At 43.7% G+C, this 16,709-nt stretch carries 14 protein-coding genes and 1 tRNA gene; 9 read left to right on the top strand and 6 right to left on the bottom strand.

What is annotated here, in order from left to right:
- Window positions 1-115 precede the first annotated feature (115 nt).
- Window positions 116-1,966, top strand: a complete 1,851-nt coding sequence (locus G7Y45_RS07030; RefSeq protein ID WP_165017935.1) for a DUF349 domain-containing protein — start codon at window positions 116-118, stop codon at window positions 1,964-1,966.
- Between the two features lie 143 nt (window positions 1,967-2,109).
- Here the strand turns inward: G7Y45_RS07030 and G7Y45_RS07025 are convergent.
- A tRNA-Gln gene (locus G7Y45_RS07025) sits at window positions 2,110-2,180 on the bottom strand.
- A gap of 302 nt (window positions 2,181-2,482) precedes the next feature.
- On the opposite strand from G7Y45_RS07025, the gene rsfS reads away from it, so the two are divergent.
- Genes rsfS through G7Y45_RS07010 form a run of 3 tightly spaced genes read left to right on the top strand, consistent with a single transcriptional unit; the run spans window position 2,483 to window position 5,734 of the window.
- A complete protein-coding gene (rsfS, locus tag G7Y45_RS07020; protein WP_005775484.1) occupies window positions 2,483-2,842 on the top strand; it encodes a ribosome silencing factor in 360 nt (119 codons plus the stop codon).
- A 48-nt stretch (window positions 2,843-2,890) separates the two neighbouring features.
- Window positions 2,891-4,879 carry an ATP-dependent zinc metalloprotease FtsH gene (ftsH, locus tag G7Y45_RS07015; RefSeq protein WP_005810427.1) on the top strand — a complete coding sequence of 663 codons (1,989 nt, stop codon included), beginning with the start codon at window positions 2,891-2,893 and terminating at the stop codon, window positions 4,877-4,879.
- A gap of 15 nt (window positions 4,880-4,894) precedes the next feature.
- Window positions 4,895-5,734, top strand: a complete 840-nt coding sequence (locus G7Y45_RS07010; RefSeq protein ID WP_005775482.1) for a phosphatidate cytidylyltransferase — start codon at window positions 4,895-4,897, stop codon at window positions 5,732-5,734.
- 110 nt (window positions 5,735-5,844) lie between these two features.
- On the opposite strand, the gene G7Y45_RS07005 is transcribed toward G7Y45_RS07010, so the two are convergent.
- From G7Y45_RS07005 to surE, 3 genes are all read right to left on the bottom strand, one after another.
- Window positions 5,845-6,585, bottom strand: coding sequence for a NigD-like protein (locus G7Y45_RS07005; RefSeq protein WP_165017932.1), 741 nt, complete (start codon window positions 6,583-6,585; stop codon window positions 5,845-5,847).
- Between the two features lie 88 nt (window positions 6,586-6,673).
- Complete coding sequence (lpxB, locus tag G7Y45_RS07000; protein ID WP_165017929.1) at window positions 6,674-7,807, bottom strand: lipid-A-disaccharide synthase; 1,134 nt, start codon at window positions 7,805-7,807, stop codon at window positions 6,674-6,676.
- Complete coding sequence (gene surE / locus G7Y45_RS06995; RefSeq protein ID WP_022012220.1) at window positions 7,804-8,571, bottom strand: 5'/3'-nucleotidase SurE; 768 nt, start codon at window positions 8,569-8,571, stop codon at window positions 7,804-7,806. The genes lpxB and surE overlap by 4 nt, the downstream gene beginning before the upstream one ends.
- A gap of 504 nt (window positions 8,572-9,075) precedes the next feature.
- On the opposite strand from surE, the gene G7Y45_RS06990 reads away from it, so the two are divergent.
- The 5 genes from G7Y45_RS06990 (at window position 9,076) to G7Y45_RS06970 (ending at window position 15,250) form a co-directional block, all read left to right on the top strand.
- Window positions 9,076-9,843, top strand: a complete 768-nt coding sequence (locus tag G7Y45_RS06990; RefSeq protein WP_005784850.1) for a ParA family protein — start codon at window positions 9,076-9,078, stop codon at window positions 9,841-9,843.
- A gap of 8 nt (window positions 9,844-9,851) precedes the next feature.
- Entirely contained in the window at window positions 9,852-10,742 is an 891-nt protein-coding gene (locus G7Y45_RS06985) for a ParB/RepB/Spo0J family partition protein (RefSeq protein ID WP_005775476.1), read from the top strand.
- Window positions 10,743-11,612, top strand: coding sequence for a DUF5683 domain-containing protein (locus tag G7Y45_RS06980; protein WP_122141583.1), 870 nt, complete (start codon window positions 10,743-10,745; stop codon window positions 11,610-11,612).
- Between the two features lie 24 nt (window positions 11,613-11,636).
- Window positions 11,637-12,935, top strand: coding sequence for a lytic transglycosylase domain-containing protein (locus G7Y45_RS06975; protein ID WP_005810436.1), 1,299 nt, complete (start codon window positions 11,637-11,639; stop codon window positions 12,933-12,935).
- 68 nt (window positions 12,936-13,003) lie between these two features.
- Entirely contained in the window at window positions 13,004-15,250 is a 2,247-nt protein-coding gene (locus G7Y45_RS06970; RefSeq protein ID WP_005810438.1) for a bifunctional (p)ppGpp synthetase/guanosine-3',5'-bis(diphosphate) 3'-pyrophosphohydrolase, read from the top strand.
- A gap of 43 nt (window positions 15,251-15,293) precedes the next feature.
- Here G7Y45_RS06970 and G7Y45_RS06965 read toward each other — a convergent pair whose 3' ends face one another.
- Both G7Y45_RS06965 and G7Y45_RS06960 read right to left on the bottom strand, forming a co-directional pair.
- On the bottom strand, window positions 15,294-15,659 hold the full coding sequence (locus tag G7Y45_RS06965; protein WP_005775470.1) for a MerR family transcriptional regulator: 366 nt from the start codon (window positions 15,657-15,659) through the stop codon (window positions 15,294-15,296).
- 14 nt (window positions 15,660-15,673) lie between these two features.
- Window positions 15,674-16,642, bottom strand: a complete 969-nt coding sequence (locus G7Y45_RS06960; RefSeq protein WP_005775469.1) for a M23 family metallopeptidase — start codon at window positions 16,640-16,642, stop codon at window positions 15,674-15,676.
- Window positions 16,643-16,709 lie beyond the last annotated feature (67 nt).

Here is a 16,709-nt window from a genome sequence, read left to right as displayed (position 1 = left end):
ACAGCTATAATGAAAAAAAATAAAGGAAAATAGTATGAAGTAATCATTTTATTTCATTAATTTGTGACCTAATGGATTTAAGGACAAATCCTGTTTTCCTAAAAACGAATATACAATGATGGACTCTCATGACACTAACCAACCTTTGAAACAAGGGGAATTAGAAGAAGAAAAAAAAGCAGTTGAGGTTTCTGAAGAGATTACAGAAACTCCGGCTGAAGAAACGATTGCTGAAAAATCAACCGAATCAGGTTCAAGACTGAACACTAAAGAAGAAGTGCTGTCCCGATTAAAAGAAGTTGCCCAAGATGCTGAAAATGCAAGTAAACAGGAGCTGGATGGTTTAAAGCAGACTTTCTATAAAATTCATAATGCCGAACTCGAGGCTGCGAAAAAGTTATTCGTAGAAAATGGTGGTGCCGAAGATGAATTTATTGCACAGCCTAACGGTGTAGAAGAAGAATTCAAAAGTTTAATGGCAGCCATCAAAGAGAAGAGAAGTGCTTTGGCTGCTGAGATTGAAAAACAGAAAGAAGAGAATCTTCAGGTCAAGCTGTCGATTATCGAAGAATTAAAAGAACTGGTGGAATCACCCGATGACGCCAATAAATCCTACAATGAATTTAAAAAGCTACAGCAACAGTGGAATGAAGTAAAGCTGGTACCACAGGCTAAAGTAAACGAGTTGTGGAAGAATTATCAACTGTATGTTGAGAAGTTCTACGATATACTAAAACTGAATAATGAATTCAGGGAATATGATTTCAAGAAGAATCTGGAAATCAAGACACACCTTTGTGAAGCTGCAGAGAAACTGGCCGACGAACAAGATGTAGTCTCCGCTTTCCATCAATTACAGAAACTACATCAAGAGTTCCGCGATACCGGCCCGGTTGCCAAAGAATTGCGTGACGAAATATGGAACCGCTTCAAAGCTGCCTCTACTGCTGTCAATCGTCGTCATCAGCAACATTTCGAAGCATTAAAAGAGAGCGAACAGCATAATCTGGATCAGAAAACAGTTATTTGCGAAATAGTAGAAGCAATCGAATTCGATCAACTGAAAACATTTGCTGCATGGGAAACCAAGACGCAAGAAGTAATCGCCCTGCAAAACAAATGGAAAACAATCGGTTTCGCTCCACAGAAAATGAACGTGAAAATCTTTGAGCGTTTCCGTAAAGCTTGCGACGAGTTCTTCAAGAAAAAAGGAGAATTCTTCAAGTCTCTGAAAGAGGGTATGAATGCCAATCTGGAAAAGAAAAAAGCATTATGTGAAAAGGCAGAAGCTCTGAAAGATAGTACCGACTGGAAAGAAACAGCCGAAGTCTTGACTAAACTACAAAAAGAATGGAAGACAATCGGCCCTGTTTCTAAAAAATATTCGGATGCAGTTTGGAAACGTTTTATCACTGCATGTGATTACTTCTTTGAACAAAAGGGCAAAGCCACTTCTTCCCAACGTTTTGTAGAACAAGAAAATCTGGAAAAGAAAAAAGCAATCATAGCCCAATTAACCTCAATTGACGAAACAACAGATGCTGATGAAGCAAGCAAAGAAGTTCGTGAATTGATGAAAGAATGGAATAATATCGGGCATGTTCCTTTCAAAGAGAAAGATAAGCTTTATAAGCAATATCACGGTTTGATTGACCAGCTTTTCGACCGATTCAATATCAGTGCATCGAACAAGAAACTGAGTAATTTCAAATCTTCTATCGGTAATATTCAAAGTGGAGGTTCGCAATCTATTTATCGTGAACGCGAAAAATTGGTTCGTACGTACGAGAACATGAAAAACGAACTCCAGACCTATGAAAACAACTTGGGCTTCCTCACTACCTCTTCCAAAAAAGGAAACAGCCTTTTGACCGAAATTAACCGTAAGGTAGAAAAGCTCAAAGCTGATCTGGAATTGGTATTGCAGAAGATAAAGGTAATTGATGAATCAATCAAAGAAGAATAAAGGAAAATAATTTTTAGTTCTATGTAAAGCGAATCAGGAGGCATAAGCCGCTTTGATTCGCTTTTTTTATATACGAAAATTAGAGATAGGAAAGAATACCAACAAAGAGAGCGAAGTTTTATATAAAAACTTCGCTCTCTTTGTTGGGCTATCTGGACTCGAACCAGAAATGACAGGACCAGAATCTGTAGTGTTACCATTACACCATAGCCCAATGTCGCTTAACGATTCACATCCTTTGTTTCTCGTTTGCGGTTGCAAAGGTACAAAGTTTTTTTTAATCACAAATACTTTTCGCTCTTTTTTTGCAAAAAAATATCTAATACGCCGGATTCCAAAGAGATGCATCCCTAAAAAAAAACAAAAAATGAAATAGATTTAGCATATAACTTTCCTTGATACAATAAATCAGCGTATATTTGTAAAAAATATCACGTTTATGACAAGAAAACAAAGAATGCCCCTTCCTTGTTATAAACAGAAACTAAACATTGATTATTTAATTTCAACCTATAAATGAACGAAACGAAAGTATTAATAGAAAAGATAACCGAAGGTATACAAGAAAAAAAAGGTAAAAACATTGTCATAGCAGATCTGACAAACATTGACGACACGATATGCCAATACTTTGTAATCTGTCAGGGGAACTCCCCCAGCCAGGTCGTTGCCATCGTAGATTCCATAAAAGAATTTACCCGAAAAGGTGCCGGCACTAAACCCTCTGCCATCGATGGACAACGAAACGCAGAGTGGGTAGCTATGGACTTTTCTGACGTATTAGTACACGTATTCCTGCCGGAGGCCAGAAACTTTTATAATTTGGAGCACCTGTGGGCAGATGCCAAACTAATCACTATTCCCGACATTGATTAATCTATCAGTATGGACAATAACAGCAAGAAAACCAACAATAAAGTAAATATGCCCAAGTTCAATCTGAACTGGATGTATATGATTATCGCCCTGATGCTTTTAGGGCTGTATTTCGCTAACGGAAACAGTTCTGTTAACAAGAACATCTCTTATGATGAATTCCAACAATACGTACGTGACGGGTATGTCAGTAAAGTGATTGGCTATGATGACAACACAGTTGAAATTTATATTAAGCCACAGTACGTAGGAGCTGTATTCAAACAAGATTCTACACGTGTAGGCCGGAATCCGATGATTACCACCGAAGCTCCTTCACGCGAAAATCTGGATAACTTCCTGCAAAAGGAAAAAGAAGAAACACACTTCGACGGTTCTGTCAGCTATGATAAGAAGAAAGACTACTTCAGCGCAATACTTTGGAATGTGCTGCCTATTGTCTTTCTGATTGCCTTGTGGATATTCTTCATGCGCCGCATGGGCAGTGGTGCCAGTGGTGGAGCAGGTGGCGTATTCAATGTAGGAAAATCGAAAGCACAGCTCTTTGAGAAAGGTGGATCCATCAAAGTGACATTTAAAGATGTAGCCGGACTGGCAGAAGCCAAACAGGAAGTAGAAGAGATTGTCGAATTCCTGAAAGAACCCCAGAAATATACGGATTTGGGAGGTAAAATTCCTAAAGGCGCCTTGCTGGTAGGCCCTCCGGGAACAGGTAAAACATTGCTTGCAAAGGCTGTAGCCGGTGAAGCCAATGTACCTTTCTTCTCTTTGGCCGGTTCCGATTTCGTTGAAATGTTTGTCGGTGTAGGTGCATCCCGCGTACGCGACCTTTTCAAACAGGCTAAGGAAAAGGCTCCCTGCATTGTTTTCATCGATGAGATTGATGCCGTAGGACGTGCCCGCGGCAAGAATCCTGCGATGGGCGGCAATGATGAACGTGAGAACACGTTGAACCAGCTGCTAACTGAAATGGACGGTTTCGGCTCAAACAGCGGTGTTATTATTCTGGCAGCCACTAACCGTGTGGATGTACTCGATAAAGCATTACTCCGTGCCGGACGATTCGACCGGCAAATTCATGTAGATTTACCGGATCTCAACGAACGTAAGGAAGTATTTGGTGTGCATTTGCGCCCCATCAAGATAGACGATACAGTAGATGTAGATCTGCTTGCCCGCCAGACCCCCGGATTTTCGGGAGCTGATATTGCAAACGTATGCAATGAAGCAGCCCTGATAGCTGCACGACATGGAAAGAAATTCGTAGGCAAACAGGATTTTCTGGATGCTGTAGACCGTATCATCGGTGGACTTGAAAAGAAAACCAAAATCACCACGGAAGCCGAACGCCGCTCTATTGCTTTGCATGAAGCCGGACACGCAAGCATCTCTTGGTTATTGGAATATGCCAACCCATTGATTAAGGTAACCATCGTTCCTCGTGGACGCGCATTGGGAGCTGCATGGTATCTGCCGGAAGAAAGGCAAATTACCACCAAAGAGCAAATGCTCGATGAGATGTGTGCCACTCTGGGCGGACGCGCAGCAGAAGATCTCTTCATTGGCCGCGTATCCAGTGGAGCTGCCAATGACCTTGAACGTGTGACCAAACAGGCTTATGGCATGATCGCCTACTTGGGAATGAGTGAAAAGTTGCCGAACTTATGCTATTATAATAATGATGAGTATTCGTTCCAACGTCCGTATAGCGAAAAGACTGCCGAACTGATTGACGAAGAGGTGAAAAGAATGGTTAACGAACAATATGAACGTGCCAAACAAATCCTCTCGGAACACAAAGAGCAGCACAACGAATTGGCGCAGCTACTGATCGATAAAGAAGTAATCTTTGCCGAAGACGTAGAACGAATCTTCGGTAAACGTCCTTGGGCTTCCCGTTCGGAAGAGATCATGGCAGCCAATAGCAAACAAGAAAATACCGCCCACCCTACGGATGGAGAAGATACCGATACTCCACAAGCAACAGAGTCTCAAGAAGACAATGCGCAACAAGAACCGGCGGCATCACAAAACTAAAAATGTAACAGCACCTTGAAGAACAACTTTTTACAACGCGCCATAACAGGAATATTATTCGTAGCCATCATAGTGGGTTGTATACTGTACGATCCACTGGCTTTCGGAACACTTTTCGTTATTGTCAGTGCTTTGACCATACGTGAGTTCGGTCATCTTGTCAATCAATCGGGGGAAGTAGCCATCAACCGGACCATCACCATGCTGGGAGGAGCTTATCTGTTCCTTGCTCTCATGGGATTCTGCATCGATGCTGCCGATTCCAAAATATTCATTCCTTATCTGGTATTGCTCATTTACCTGATGGTAAGCGAATTATACCTTAAGAAAAAGAATCCGGTACTCAACTGGGCTTATTCCATGTTGAGCCAGATGTATATCGCTCTCCCTTTTGCTTTACTGAATGTACTCGCTTTCCAGAATGATCCGGAAACAACCAGCGTCTCTTATAATCCGATATTACCGCTTTCTATATTTGTATTTCTATGGCTGAATGATACGGGCGCCTACTGCTTCGGCTCTCTGTTTGGCAAGCATCGTTTATTCGAACGTATTTCTCCGAAGAAGTCATGGGAAGGTTCTATCGGCGGCGGTATCGTAGCCATTGCCGCTTCGTTTGCATTTGCCTATTTCTTTCCGGTCATGACTTGGGCTGAGTGGGCCGGGTTGGCACTGGTCGTTGTTATTTTCGGAACTTGGGGAGACTTAACGGAGTCACTTCTGAAACGTCAATTGCAAATTAAAGATTCTGGAAGCATTTTGCCGGGACACGGTGGTATGCTCGACCGCTTCGACAGTTCGCTTATGGCCATACCGGCAGGAGTTGTCTACTTATATGCACTGACCCTGTTCTAAAATCGATAAAAAAATAATAGCCGCAAATAAAAACGGGCTACAAACGTAAAGCATCTCGCAGAATATAGCGAAACTTCCGTTTGTAGCCCGTTATTTACAACTCACCCTTTTTACATTACCTGAACTTCGTTTGAAAGCTCTATATTCTTTGCACCCTCGGGTATCGGCTGTTCTTTTACATCAAAGACTACCTCAACTTCTCCGTTTTCAACAGAATTCAGTTTCACTTTAATGCCTTTCTTACCGGTCAGATCCAACGAATTCAAATTAAAAGATACCGCACCGTTTAAACAACGCTTAGTCACATCACCATACGTATTATAACGATATTCCAAATGGATATACCCGTCATCACCATCTTTAGTCATGTTTCGCGTATCGCGAACCAGACTGAAGCGATGTTTTTCTTTGGCCGGTAAGCACTGGCGAAAAATGATGTTCAGATATCCGCCTCCAATCCACATCATATCTTTATATACAAGAACAGGGTCATTGCCTATTTCCGCTTCATTGTCGGCAGTCAGGTCCTCTATTTGTTTGGTCAGGACGTCATAGTTACACTCTACTTTTACCCCATGATCGTATCCTTCATAATTATCATAAAGAGGATTGAAATAAGTAATCACACGCTGTCCGTCTATCGGCCTATAGCCCGGAATCGCGGTCGCAGCAGGCCAAAGACTTCCCCAATGGTCGGCATTCAGTGCATACGTATCACCACCGACTACCCGGACTGTAGCCCAGTCTCTTGCTATATCGCCCAATGAATAACCGTCACCGTCATCACACGACTGCAATGCCGGCAGTATCAGCGTCAGCATTGCCACCCAAAGTAGTTTAACTCTTTTCATATCTATTCTTAATTTATTCCTTTTACCCTATAAATAAAAAAACCGGGCATTTACTGCACCGGTTTCTGTCCTATTATTGAATAAAAAACTATTTTTTAAGCAATTTCACCATTTCGCGGGCAGCATGCCTCGGGGCTCCTGCCGGTCCGAGCAACCGTGCCATTTCTCCATAACCATCCAACATTTTCCGTCGATAGTCTTCTTGAAACAACAAACGTTTCAGCTCGTTCCGCATATTCTCCACCGTCATCGTATCAGCCACCAATTCCCTGACTACTTCCCGTCCGGCAATCAAGTTGACCAACGAGATAAACTTCACCTTCAAGATATGTTTCCGGAGGAAAGACACCAGCTTCCCTACAGGAGTATGATAGCAAACCACTTGCGGTACGCGGAAAAGTGCCGTCTCAAGAGTGGCAGTTCCGGATGTCACCAAAGCGACATCCGCCTGTTGAAGCAAGCGGTAAGTCCGGCCAAAGATTACTTGCAGATTTGTCCCTTTTACGAATTCAGCATAGTATTCCGGAGAAATGCCGGGAGCGGCAGCCAGCACAAGCTGATAATCCGGAAAAGCCGAGGCTGCCCGGATCATATCGGGGAGATTATCCTTAATCTCCTGCTTCCGGCTTCCGGCAAGCAAAGCAATGATAGGCTTATCCGCTAACTCATTATCACTGATAAAATCGGCAAATGTTTCCGGATTTGTAGCCTTGAAAGCGGTAACTTCATCCACCGTCGGATTACCAACGTAATGAATCGGGTATTGATGCCCCTCAAAGAACTCAACCTCAAAAGGGAGAATGGAGAAAAGCTCATCTACATCTCTTCTTATATTTTTGATACGATATTCTTTCCATGCCCAAATCTTGGGAGAAATATAGTAGTAAACCGGAATCTTCGTTTTCGCATGCACAAACTTGGCAATATCGAGATTAAAGCCCGGATAATCCACCAAAATAACAACATCCGGCGACCATGCCACGATGTCCTCCTTACATCTCTTCATGTTGGCAAAGATGGTTCGCAGATGCAGCAATACAGGAATAAAGCCCATGTAAGCCAGCTCCTTATAATGCTTCACCATCGTTCCTCCTACAGCAGCCATCATATCACCGCCAAAGAAACGGAATTCAGCCCGCGGATCCTCCTCTTTCAGTGCAGCCATCAAGTGAGAAGCGTGCAAATCGCCCGAGGCTTCACCAACAATCAGATAGTATTTCATAATTCCCAGGATTTCAATTCGTCCATAAAATGATAAGCAGTCATATCCACTACCGTCGGTGTGATGGCTACATATCCGTTGGCCAACGCCCAATGATCGTTCTTCTCGTTCTCCGGTTCGTGATCGATAAACTCTCCGGTCAGCCAATAATAATTCGTATCGTCTCTCCGTGGACAGGCCTGCCACTCTCCGCTCCAGTGCCCTTTGGCCTGTTCGCAGATTTTCACTCCCTTCAGTTCCGGAGTATTGGGAAAATTCACATTGAGACAAGTCAGTGACGGAAGTCCCTTCTCAAGAACCATTGCCGCTATTTTCCGCACATAAGGTCCTGCAGCATCAAAATCAGCTCCGGGGGCATGATCACAAATAGAAAAACCGATAGAAGGAATTCCGTTAAGGCAACCTTCGATTACAACCCCCATCGTGCCGGAGTAGTGTACATTGGTAGCAGAATTGTCACCATGATTAATCCCACCGACAACCAGATCGGGTTCACGGTCAAGTATCTGATTTCGTGCCAGTTTTATACAATCGGCCGGAGTACCGGAACACTTATAAACAGTCAACCCCACATCTTTTTTCAATAACTGATAATGCACCGGCTGTGTCACCGTCAGTGCACATCCACTGCCGGAACGAGGAGCGTCAGGAGCCATTACTACGATTTCGCCCAGCGGACGAAGAAATTTAATCAGTTCGCTAATACCTTTTGCCATAATACCGTCGTCATTGGAAACGAGGATCAAAGGCCTTTTATTTTCCATACAATCTTACCTTATCTATTATTTTATGTTTTCGAAATGCACAAAAGTAGCAAAAAGAACTTGTATCGACAACAGAACCAAATAGGAAAGCGAAGGTCTATTAATATTGTATTCACAGCAGATAAGAAACAAGAGTGTAAAACATCCGGATGTTATTGTGAAGAACATCCGGATGTTATTAGATATAACATGGGGATCTTGTTATCAAAAGCATGGGGATGTTTTATCAGCTAACTCTTAATGGAAGTCTTGAAACCATCTGATGGTTAGCCATACAGACTACCCGTTTACAAATCTTAATCTTCTGCAAGTGAGTAAAAAAAGGAATTGATATTCAATTTTAATACGTATATTTGCGAGCTAAAAAGAGAAAAAATGCCCGTATCTCGCCTGGCAGTTATTAACAAAACAGGTGACTTATCAACAGATTAAGCAAAGTTTCTATTTTTTAGTAGGCGCTCTGAGGATTTATCACTTATTTCGCTGCCAATAAATTTAGATAATATGGGAAAAATAATTGCTTTGGCCAATCAAAAAGGTGGTGTAGGAAAAACAACGACTACGATTAACCTCGCAGCTTCGCTGGCTACGCTTGAAAAGAAAGTACTGGTTGTTGATGCAGACCCACAGGCAAATGCCTCTTCCGGATTGGGAGTCGACATCAAGCAATCCGAATGTACTATCTACGAATGCATTATCGACAGAGCCAACGTACAGGACGCTATTCATGACACTGAAATTGATTCGCTGAAAGTCATTTCATCGCACATCAATCTGGTAGGCGCCGAAATTGAAATGCTAAATCTCAAAAACCGCGAAAAGATACTGAAAGAAGTGCTGACTCCGTTAAAGGAAGAGTATGATTATATTTTGATAGACTGTTCTCCTTCGCTGGGATTGATCACAATCAACGCCCTGACGGCAGCAGACTCGGTGATTATCCCCGTACAGGCAGAATACTTTGCCCTCGAGGGAATCAGCAAACTGCTGAATACCATCAAGATTATCAAATCAAAACTGAACCCGGCACTCGAAATAGAAGGCTTCCTGCTGACGATGTACGACTCACGCCTGCGCCAAGCCAACCAGATCTATGACGAAGTGAAACGCCACTTTCAGGAACTGGTGTTCAAAACCGTCATCCAGCGCAACGTGAAGCTCAGTGAAGCACCCAGTTACGGACTGCCCACCATCTTATATGATGCAGAATCTACCGGAGCAAAAAATCACCTGGCACTGGCTAAGGAACTAATAAGCAGAAATAGTAAATAAACGAAGATATGGCAACACAAAGAAGAAATGCATTAGGCCGCGGGCTCGACGCCCTGCTCTCCATGGAGGAGGTGAAAACCGAAGGTTCTTCGTCTATTAACGAAATAGAACTGTCGAAAATCTCCGTCAACCCCAACCAGCCACGTCGCGAATTTGATGAAACGGCACTGGAAGAGTTGGCCGATTCGATCAGGGAAATAGGAATTATCCAACCCATCACCCTGCGCAAAGTCTCGGACGACGAGTACCAGATTATTGCCGGGGAACGTCGCTACCGCGCTTCACAGAAAGCCGGACTGGACACGATTCCTGCATACATCCGCACAGCCGATGATGAAAACGTGATGGAGATGGCGCTGATAGAAAATATACAGCGCGAGGATCTTAATTCGGTAGAAATCGCACTGGCTTACCAACACTTGATAGAGCAATATGACCTGACACAGGAGCGGTTAAGTGAACGTGTCGGCAAGAAACGCACAACCATTGCCAACTATCTGCGTCTGCTCAAATTGCCTGCACCGATACAAATGGCATTGCAGAACAAACAGATAGACATGGGACATGCCCGGGCATTGATCACACTGGGCGACCCGAAACTACAAGTTAAAATTTTCGAAGAAATTCTGGAACACGGATACTCTGTCCGCAAAGTAGAAGAAATAGTAAAATCACTGAGCGAAGGAGAAGCCGTGAAGAGCGGAACCAAAAAGATTACCCCGAAGCGGGCCAAACTGCCCGAGGAATTCAACATGCTGAAACAACATCTATCGGGATTCTTTAACACCAAGGTACAACTGACTTGCTCTGAAAAGGGCAAAGGGAAGATCAGTATTCCTTTTAGTAATGAAGAGGAACTGGAACGTATCATGGAAATCTTCGACTCACTGAAGAAATAAATGACGAAAAAAAGTAAAACATATCAGCTATACATTGCCCTGCTTCTCTGTTTCTTTCAGGTAGCAGGGATTGATGTGTATGCACAGGAGCCTGTAAAAACAGTCCAGGATTCCATCTCTCCGGTCCGCGAGGCTCCTAAAGCACGGGCACGCCGCCATCGTGAACCGGTAGTTTCTTCGCCGGTCGCCGACAGTGTGAAAGTGAATAAAGCGGTTATCCTCCCGCCGATAGACAGTTTGGAAAACCGGAAACCCGCCATTGTTACGGCAGACAGCCTCGAGGAAGTCAACCGGCAGAACCTGGAAAAGATAGAAACACCTGTCATTCCGTCAGTCGTAAAGACAGATAGCCTGCCGCCTCCCATCATGCCTAAAAAAATGTTCGTACCTAACCCGACGAAAGCAACCTGGTATGCCATCGTGTTCCCGGGTGGCGGACAGATATATAACCGCAAATACTGGAAACTACCTATTATATATGGTGGATTCGCCGGATGCGCCTACGCATTAAGCTGGAACGGGAAAATGTATAAGGACTATGCTCAAGCTTATATGGATATTATGGACAATAATCCAAATACGAACAGCTATCAGGATTTACTTCCGCCGAATCACAATTACACCGATACCCAGCTGAAAGATATACTCCGCAAACGGAAAGATACGTATCGCCGCTATCGTGACCTCAGTATATTCGCTGTCATCGGCGTGTATCTGATTTCCGTTATCGACGCCTATGTAGACGCGGAGTTATCCAATTTCGACATATCACCCGACCTAAGCATGAGGGTGGAACCTACTATTATAAATAATAACCCGTTACAACCCGGCAGTAAGTCGGTAGGCGTGCAATGCAGCCTCAGATTTTAACCCATGAAGATTGAACAAATAAGAATGAAGAAATTAGCAAACTATTGCCCCCTGATTTTATTGTTTTTGTTTGCCACCCCAAAGGTAAACGCACAGAGTGTAGACGTAGTGATTCGCGACAACGGCAAAGAACGCCAGGAAAGCATCGAGCTTCCGAAAAGTATGACTTATCCCCTCGATAGTCTGCTCAACGACTGGAAAGCCAAAAACTACATTGACTTAGGAAAAGATTGCAGTACGGCGGAAATCAATCCGTTGTTCAGTGACTCCGTATATATCGACCGCTTATCGCGCATGCCGACCGTAATGGAGATGCCATACAACGAAATCGTACGTAAGTTCATCGATATGTATGCCGGCCGCCTGCGAAATCAGGTATCTTTTATGCTGAGTGCCTGCAACTTCTACATGCCTATCTTCGAAGAAGCTCTCGATGCGTATAATCTGCCATTGGAGCTGAAGTATTTACCTATCATCGAATCGGCTCTGAACCCGTCGGCAGTATCACGCGCAGGTGCAGGAGGTTTGTGGCAGTTCATGATAGGAACCGGCAAAATGTACGGGCTGGAATCGAACAGCCTGGTGGACGACCGTCGTGACCCGATAAAGGCAACTTGGGCAGCAGCACGCTACCTGAAAGATCTATATGATATTTATCATGACTGGAATCTTGTGATCGCAGCATACAATTGCGGACCGGGCACCATCAACAAAGCCATCCGCCGTGCAGGAGGAGAAACCGATTATTGGAGCATCTATAACTACTTGCCCAAAGAAACAAGAGGATATGTACCGGCATTTATAGCAGCCAACTATGTAATGACCTATTACTGCGATCATAATATCTGTCCGATGGAAACCGATATTCCGGAAAGCACCGATACGATTCAGGTAAACAAAAACCTTCACTTCCAACAGATTGCCGACTTGTGCAATGTTCCGATGGATCAAATCAGAAGTCTCAATCCACAATACAAAAAAGAGATAATTCCGGGTGAAAGCAAACCTTATACTTTGCGCCTTCCACAAAACGCCGTAAGTTCGTTCATCGATCGCCAGGACACTATTTACGCCCACCGTGCCGACGAATTATTCAAAAACCGACGTACAGTAGCCATTAAAAATGACAGTCCTGCTTCCAGAAGGAAAGGTAGCTCTGCCAAAGCAGGCAATGGTACACCCACATATTATAAAATCAAAAATGGAGACACCTTGGGAGCTATTGCAGCAAAATATGGTGTACGCGTAAAAGATCTTCAAAGTTGGAACGGACTGCGGGGAACTAACATTTCCGCAGGAAAACGTTTGAAAATATACAAATAAATCCCCTTTCGCTTGCCTGATGTTTAAATTTGATTATTTTTGCAGAAAAGGAACGAAAGGACTAAATTATGGACACTGAGAACCAGAAAGAAATAGCTGAAGAGCAAATGATTGAACAAGCTTTTCAAGAATTGCTGAACGATTATCTTGCTACCAAGCACCGTAAACGTATTGAGATTATAACCAAGGCCTTTAATTTTGCCAATCAGGCACATAAAGGCATCAAACGACGCTCCGGGGAGCCTTATATCATGCACCCCATTGCCGTCGCAAAAATCGTATGCAACGAAATCGGGCTTGGTTCGACTTCCATTTGTGCTGCCCTTTTGCACGATGTCGTAGAAGATACCGACTATACGGTAGAAGATATCGAAAACATTTTCGGAGCTAAAATCGCACAAATTGTCGACGGGCTAACTAAAATTTCCGGAGGTATCTTTGGTGACCGCGCTTCGGCACAGGCAGAGAACTTTAAAAAGCTCCTGCTCACGATGTCCGATGACATCCGGGTGATCTTAATCAAAATAGCCGATCGTCTGCACAACATGCGTACCCTCGGCTCTATGTTACCCAACAAACAGTATAAGATCGCAGGCGAAACATTGTATATTTATGCACCTCTTGCCAACCGCCTGGGACTGTATAAGATCAAAACAGAGCTGGAAAACCTCAGTTTCAAATATGAACATCCTGAAGAATATCAGGAAATTGAAGAAAAGCTGAACGCAACAGCGGCCGAACGTGACAAGGTATTTAATGAATTCACCGCCCCGATACGAGAGCAACTGGATAAGATGGGGCTAAAATACCGTATCCTGGCACGCGTGAAATCAATCTACTCCATCTGGAACAAAATGCAAACCAAGCATGTTCCCTTTGAAGAAATTTATGATCTGCTGGCTGTACGAATTATCTTCGAACCACGCAATATGGAGGAGGAACTGAATGATTGTTTTGACATCTATGTCTCAATCTCTAAAATCTATAAACCCCACCCCGACCGCCTGCGCGACTGGGTGAGCCACCCGAAAGCCAATGGATACCAGGCACTGCATGTCACCTTGATGGGAAACAACGGACAATGGATCGAGGTCCAGATACGTAGCGAACGGATGAACGATGTGGCCGAACAAGGATTTGCCGCCCACTGGAAATATAAAGAAGGAGGAGGCAGCGAAGATGAAGGTGAATTGGAAAAGTGGCTGCGTACCATTAAAGAAATACTCGACGATCCGCAACCGGACGCCATCGACTTCCTCGATACAATCAAATTGAATTTATTTGCTTCGGAGATTTTTGTCTTCACTCCGAAAGGAGAGCTTAAAACCATGCCACAGAACTCTACTGCGCTGGATTTTGCATTCTCCCTGCACACAGATATAGGAAGCCATTGCATCGGCGCCAAAGTCAATCATAAACTGGTGCCCCTAAGCCATAAATTACAAAGTGGAGATCAGGTGGAGATACTGACATCCAAGTCGCAACGTGTACAGCCACAATGGGAAGTATTTGCCACTACTGCAAGGGCAAGGGCAAAGATTGCAGCTATTCTGCGTAAAGAACGAAAAACCTTCCAGAAAGAAGGAGAAGAATTGTTGAACGAATTCTTCAAGAAAGAGGAGATCCGTCCGGAAGCAGCTGTCATCGAGAAGTTATGCAAACTGCATAACATGAAGAATGAAGAAGAATTACATGTAGCCATCGGCAACAAAACCATCGTATTGGGAGACGCCGACAAGAATGAACTGAAGGAGAAGCAAAGCAGTAACTGGATGAAGTATCTGACTTTCTCTTTTGGCAACAACAATAAAGACAAACAGCAGGAAGAAAAAGAACCGCAAGAAAAAGAGAAGATTAATACCAAACAGATTCTTAAACTGACGGAAGATGCGCTGCAAAAGAAATATATCATGGCCGAATGTTGTCATCCCATCCCCGGTGACGACGTACTGGGATATATGGATGAAAACGACCGCATCATCATCCATAAACGCCAATGTCCGGTAGCGGCTAAGTTAAAAAGCAGTTATGGCAACCGTATCATTGCCACAGAATGGGATACACACAAGAAACTTTCTTTCCTGGTATATATTTATGTAAAAGGCATAGATAATGTAGGATTACTGAACGAAATCACGCAGGTCATTTCACGCCAACTGAACGTTAATATCCGAAAGCTGGACATGGAGACCAATGACGGCATTTTTGAAGGAAAAGTACAGTTATACGTGCACGATGTGGAAGACGTAAAAGCCATTTGCAACAATTTGCGCAAGATTCCAAATATAAAGTCAGTGACACGCGTAGAAAACTAATGAACCATCAACGATGAACGATAACAGGAGTACCAACCTGCGTTCATCGTTCCTCTCCGTTCGTCGTTGAAAATCTATCAAGGGCATTCCTCATTCCAAGCAGTTCTTCTCTAATCTGCTTAAGACGATTGATAATCTCAAAGTTCCGGATTGTTGCCTCTCTATTATCTTTCAGTTTTTGGCGGGCTCCGGGCAAAGTCATCCCCCGTTCCTTCACCAAGTGATAAATCAGACGGATGGTTTCTACATCCTCTTTCCGGTATTGGCGTACCCCACGGCTACCCTTTTTAGGGGCAATTTGCGGAAACTCCTTCTCCCAAAAACGAAGCAACGACTCATTGACATCGAACATCTGGGCAACTTCACTGATAGAGTAATATAATTTCAGATCCCTTTCTGTATTTTGCATAATTCTCTTTTTGTTTAGTCAAACACTTTACCGTGGTTGGCGGCTATCTGAATCATACGTTCATAATCTTCCGCACTTAAATCCATGAAGTAATAATTAACCGGATTCACCACTTGCCCCTTGACATGCACTTCGTAATGCAAATGCGGTCCGGTGCTCTTTCCGGTGCTTCCCACTCCGGCAATCACCTCACCGCGTACCACTTTTTTACCCAGTTTAGTACGAAACTCCTGCAAATGAGCATAACGGGTACGATACCCGAAGCCATGATCAATCTCAACAGTATTGCCATAACCGGTCTCCCACCCCATTTTCACCACTGTCCCGTCACCAGTGGCATACACATCCGTCCCGGGATGAGCAGAAAAGTCCATACCGGCATGAAACTTCGTCGTTCCGTAAATAGGGTCGATACGTGTACCATAGCCGGAAGCTGTCTTCCGAAGATCTTTATTAGATATCGGCTGGATGGCAGGAATACACTTTAACATCTGGTCATGATTTTTACACATCGCCACCACGTCGTCAAACGACTTGGATTGTATATAAAGTTGCTTACTCAGCACGTCCATCTTCTGAGTCGTATTAACCACCAGTTTTGAGTTGGCCATGTCCATCAGTTCTTCATAACGGTTCGTACCGCCATAGCCCGCCTGACGAATGGCCGGTGAAACGGGATCGGCCATAAAAATGACCCTGTAAAGGTTATCATCACGTTGCTGAATGTCCTGAAGCACTCCCATTGCTTCGTCAAGACGACGAGAAAGAACATTATATTGCGCCAAAAGTTGGCTATTCTCTTTCCGCAACTCCTTCTCTGAAGGAGAGCCGAAAATCAGTAACAATATAATGAAACTGCCGGCCCCCAGCCCCATCCCGATAAAAAGACGGCGGAGAATGCTCAATGCCCGTTGTCGGACAGTCGGATAAATCCGGTCATAAGTCTGCGTTTGCGGATTATAGATATAGTAAACTTTGCGCATCTTATAAATATTTCGCTTGTTAATACGGCAAAAATAATAAAAACAAGCTATCTTTGCACTGCTTTTT

Origin of the sequence: Bacteroides sp. ZJ-18 (assembly GCF_011038705.2) — a bacterium.
Lineage (GTDB): Bacteria > Bacteroidota > Bacteroidia > Bacteroidales > Bacteroidaceae > Bacteroides > Bacteroides hominis.
Note: the sequence above shows the minus strand (reverse complement) of the source record. Positions and strands in the feature narration are given on the sequence as shown.